We start from the raw sequence: 4,437 nt of genomic DNA on the forward strand, positions 1-4,437 counted from the left end.
CGATGAATCGACAGCTGCTCGTCGTCGCGGGCGATCGGCCGGGCGCGTTCGCGTCCATCGGCGCCGCGCTCGGCAACGCGCTGCCCGGCGCGATGATCACCATCGCGCCCGGCCGGTACGAGGAGAACCTGGTCGTCAACAAGCTCGTGACGCTCAGCGCCGAGGGTGGCAACGGCACTGTCGAGGTCGTCGCGAAGCAGGGCTCCGTGCTCGTCGCGAGCGCGGAGGCCGTGCAGCTCAACGGTCTGATCCTGCGCTGCGAGGACACCCAGCTCGCCGGGGTCGACGTGGTCCGCGGAGAGGTGGCGTTCGACCACTGCGAGGTCGGCGGCACCTCCTGGGCCACGATGTACGCCCGCGGCACCGGCGCGGTGGCGCTGCGCGGGTGCAAGGTGACCAGCACCGGGGGAGCGGGCGTCGTCACGTCCTCGCCGTCGGTCAGCACCATCGAGGACACCCAGATCATCGACGCGGGCTCCTCCGCGGTCGTCGCGACCGAGCGCGGGGCCATGGTGCTGCGCCGCTGCGTGATCACCCGCCCGCAGGGCAACGGGATCTGCGTCAACGGCGCGGGGTCCATCGTGGCCGAGCAGTGCGAGATCACCGGCGCGGCCAAGCCCGCCGTCGTGGCCGAGCAGCAGGGCAGGCTGACGCTGTCGCGGCTCACCGTGACCGGCAGCCAGAACGTCGACCTGTACCTGATGAGCAAGGGCAAGGTCGTCATCTCGGACTCCAAGTTCGACGGTGCCGCCGTGCAGTCCGCGCACATCGCGGGCGCCTCGGAGCCGGTGTTCACCGGCTGCGAGTTCTCCGGTGTCGGGCGCAACGCGATCCAGGTCAACGGCGGGTCCGCGCCCCGGTTCACCGACTGCGAGGTCAGCGGGTCGCCGGTCGCGGTCGCCGTGGACGAGGGCAGCTCGCCCCGGTTCGACCGCCTGTCGGTCAACGGGATCAGCCAGACCGCCGTCCACGTGGGAGCGGAGTCGAAGCCCGTGTTCTCCGGGCTGCGCGTGGTCGGGAACAAGGGTCCCGGCCTCGTCATCGTCGGCAAGAGCGTGATCCGGCTGGCCGACACCGAGATCGACTCGACCGGCGCCACGGCGCTGGACGTCTCCGAGGGGTCCTCGGTGGACGCCTCCGACATGCGGATCAAGTCGACCGCCGAGGCCGCGATCTCGTTCGCGGGCGGCGTGCGCGCGTCTCTCACGTCGCTGCTCGTGCGCGGCGGCGGGCTGCGCGCGGCGGACACCCAGTTCTCCATGCAGGACAGCGAGTTCGTCGGCGCGTCCGGCCACGGCGTGGACCTGGGGTCCGGCACGACGGCGACGTTGACGCGGTGCCGGGTGATGTCGTCCAAGCGCACGGGCGTGAACTTCGCCTCGGGCGCGGGCGGCACGCTGACGGGCTGCGAGGTGGTCGGCAGCGGCGAGGACGGCATCAGCCTGGACACCGCCGAGCCGGTGCTGCTGAGCCGGTGCGTGGTGAAGGAGTCCCGCGGCACCGACGTGCGGCGCTTCGGCGAGGACCGCGTGACGATCGAGGAGCCCGCGGTGGCGCGGGCCGAGCAGCCCCGGCACGCGTCGGTCGCCGCGGCCGTGAGCGAGCGCGCCGCCGACCGCGAGGCGTCCGCACCGGCCCCGGCGCAGGAGGCCCAGTCGGACGTCCCGCTGTCCGGCCCGCTGGCCGAGCTGGAGGTCCTCGTCGGCCTGCACGGGGTGAAGCGCGAGGTCACCGGGCTGATCAACCTGATCAAGATGTCCCAGGTGCGCAAGGAGATGGGGCTCCCGATGCCCCCCATGTCCCGGCACCTCGTCTTCGCCGGTCCTCCCGGTACCGGTAAGACCACGGTCGCCCGCCTCTACGGCACCGTGCTCGCCGAGCTGGGCGTGCTGTCCAAGGGCCACATGGTCGAGGTCGCGCGCGCGGACCTCGTCGGCCAGTACATCGGCTCCACGGCCATCAAGACCACCGAGGTGGTCACCAAGGCCATCGGCGGCGTGCTGTTCATCGACGAGGCGTACACCCTGTCCGCGGGCTCGGGCGGTTCCGGCCCGGACTTCGGCCAGGAGGCCATCGACGCGCTGATGAAGATCATGGAGGACCAGCGCGAGTCCATCGTGGTCATCGTCGCCGGGTACTCCGAGCTGATGGAGCAGTTCCTGGAGTCCAACCCCGGTCTGGCGTCCAGGTTCACCCGAACGATCGAATTCCCCAACTACAGCGTCGACGAGCTGGTCACGATCACCCTCGGGCTGTGCCGCAAGCACTACTACGAGATGACCGAGGACGGCCTCCAGGCGCTGACCGAGTACTTCGAACGGGTGCCGAAGAACTCCACGTTCGGTAACGGTCGTGTGGCCCGAAAGCTGTTCGAGGCGATGGTCAACAACCAGGCGTCGCGCCTGGCGATGGCCCCGCCGTCGAAGGACTCGGAGATGAACCGCCTCACCGCGGCCGACCTCCAGTCCGAGATCGACGTGCTCCAGACCACGATGGACACCGCGCCCGCCCAGGTCGGCGGCGACGCGGTGGACCCCGTCGCGGCCGTGCAGAACAGCCTGAGCTGGAAGAAGTTCCACGGTCTCGTGGGGCAGGCGTCCATCCGGGAGGCCGCGGGCACGAACCTGGTGCGCCTGGCCACGACCAAGAAGAACAACCAGGTCCTCGGCAACTCCGCCAACGTCGTGATCGGTGGCAAGCGCGGCAGCGGCCGCACCGAGGTCGCCCGCCTGTACGCGCAGGCGCTCTCGGAGCTCGGGCTGGTGCGCGTCGGCCACGTGGTCCGCACGTCCGTGGCCTCCGACCTGGTGTCGCAGTGGCCCGGACAGGCGGAGAGCCTGGTCGCGACCGCGTTCGCCGACGCCCAGGGCGGGGTGCTCGTGGTCGACGTGGACGGCGACCTGGACCCCGACCACGCACTCGAGGTGGTCGAGACGATGGTCGCGCTGATGCAGCGCTCGCCCGCCGACCCGGTGGTCGTCCTGGTCGGCGACCACACCCGGCTGGTGCCGCTGTTCCAGCAGGTGCAAACGCTCGCGGACTGCTTCCTGGAGGGCTGGGACCTCGCCACGTACTCGGTGGACGAGCTGGCCGAGCTGGCCGTGCGGGAACTGGTCCGGCGCGGCCACGAGGTGCCGGACGAGGTGCGCGACGCCGTCCTGGCGCGGCTGACCGACACGTCCGACCGGGAGACCGTCTACCCGGCGTTCCAGCTCGCGCGCAGGCTCGCCAGGACCGCCGCGTCGCGCACGCTGGCCGTGGCGGACCTGCCGCCCGCGGCCGTGAATGGCAGCCCCGTCGGTCAGGGACTAGCCTCCGTCGGGTGATCGACATGCACGGGTGGTGATTAGGGCAGGGGGCGTTGTCGGGCCGGGCACAGGTGTGTCAGGTCACTTGCTTAAGCTTCGGACCAGGTTCTTTACTGGCTGTTATCCCGTTGGTCCTCCGGTGAGGAGTCGTCATGTCGTCGTCGCTGCAAGACCAGCTCGAGCAGACCCTCGCCGAGTACCGGCAGAAGCGCGCGGACCTGCGCGAGATGCAGGCGAAGATGGCCGAGATGTCGTCGACCGCCACCGCTCCGCGCAACGTCGTCTCGGCGACCGTCGACACCCACGGCCAGATCACCGGTGTGGCGTTCCCGACCAACGCCTACAAGAACATGGCGCCCGCGGAACTCGCGGCCGTGGTGCGCGACACCGTGCGCAAGGCGCAGACGATGGCCCGCGAGGAACTGGTCGAACTGATGGAACCGATGATGCCGCCGGGCATGTCGATGCGCGGCAAGGAGCCGGGCAAGCTCGACATCGACCGGATGTTCCCGGAGAACCCCGAGGACGGCGTCTTCTTCCGCGGTCTCAACGAGGGATAGGGGACGCCGATGCCGAGCAGCGAAGTCAACTGGGTCAACGTCGAGGGCTTGTTCCGCGCGGCCGACGGGATCGACGCGCAGGGCCGCAAGCAGTTCGAGATCCTCTCCCGGCTCTACGGCCAGGTGAACCTGATCGACCCCGCCGTGTTCGGGGACGACAAGGGCGGCCGCGAGTTCTACGCCAAGTGGTCCGGTGACGTGAAGGACTGGGACGAGGGCGTCCGGGGCGTCATGGACAGCACCATCGCCACCGGGTACGGCGTGACGAACATGGCGCGGGCGTTCAAGAGCGCCGACGACGACACGACGGACATGGCCGACGGCCTCGACAAGTACCTGAGCGACGGACTCCCGCCCCTCGGGGGCCACGGAGGCGGTGGTGGGCTACCGCCCAACCAGGTGCCGAACCCCGGCGGGAACGGCGGTGGCGGCGGCGGAGGCGGGAACGACGGCGGCGGTCACCACGTGCGCCACTAGGCATCGAGCGAAAGCAGTGACATGAGTCAGGCGGGAACCAGGTTGGGGCACGCGCCCCGATCCGGTTCCCGCCGTGCCGGGGGGAGCGGCTG

At 70.5% G+C, this 4,437-nt stretch carries 3 protein-coding genes; all 3 read left to right on the forward strand.

All coding sequences use genetic code 11. The annotated features are described in order from the left end of the window. The first annotated feature begins 2 nt into the window (after window positions 1–2). The 3 genes from ACFWW9_RS01645 to ACFWW9_RS01655 all read left to right on the forward strand — a co-directional run bounded on the left by ACFWW9_RS01645 (window position 3) and on the right by ACFWW9_RS01655 (window position 4,345). A complete protein-coding gene (locus ACFWW9_RS01645) occupies window positions 3–3,326 on the forward strand; it encodes a right-handed parallel beta-helix repeat-containing protein (RefSeq protein WP_390370438.1) in 3,324 nt (1,107 codons plus the stop codon). 134 nt (window positions 3,327–3,460) lie between these two features. Then, the gene (locus ACFWW9_RS01650; RefSeq protein ID WP_390370439.1) at window positions 3,461–3,868 is read left to right on the forward strand and encodes a YbaB/EbfC family nucleoid-associated protein; all 408 of its coding nucleotides are present in this window, start codon (window positions 3,461–3,463) and stop codon (window positions 3,866–3,868) included. Between the two features lie 9 nt (window positions 3,869–3,877). Next, on the forward strand, window positions 3,878–4,345 hold the full coding sequence (locus tag ACFWW9_RS01655; RefSeq protein WP_390370440.1) for a hypothetical protein: 468 nt from the start codon (window positions 3,878–3,880) through the stop codon (window positions 4,343–4,345). Window positions 4,346–4,437 lie beyond the last annotated feature (92 nt).

This window comes from Umezawaea sp. NPDC059074 (genome assembly GCF_042738955.1).
Taxonomy (GTDB): domain Bacteria; phylum Actinomycetota; class Actinomycetes; order Mycobacteriales; family Pseudonocardiaceae; genus Umezawaea.

Excerpts from the sequence above, each read along its gene's own strand:
- ACFWW9_RS01645 (WP_390370438.1), top strand. The coding sequence starts at position 3 with ATGAATCGACAGCTGCTCGTCGTCGCGGGCGATCGGCCGGGCGCGTTC.
- ACFWW9_RS01650 (WP_390370439.1), top strand. The coding sequence starts at position 3,461 with ATGTCGTCGTCGCTGCAAGACCAGCTCGAGCAGACCCTCGCCGAGTAC.
- ACFWW9_RS01655 (WP_390370440.1), top strand. The coding sequence starts at position 3,878 with ATGCCGAGCAGCGAAGTCAACTGGGTCAACGTCGAGGGCTTGTTCCGC.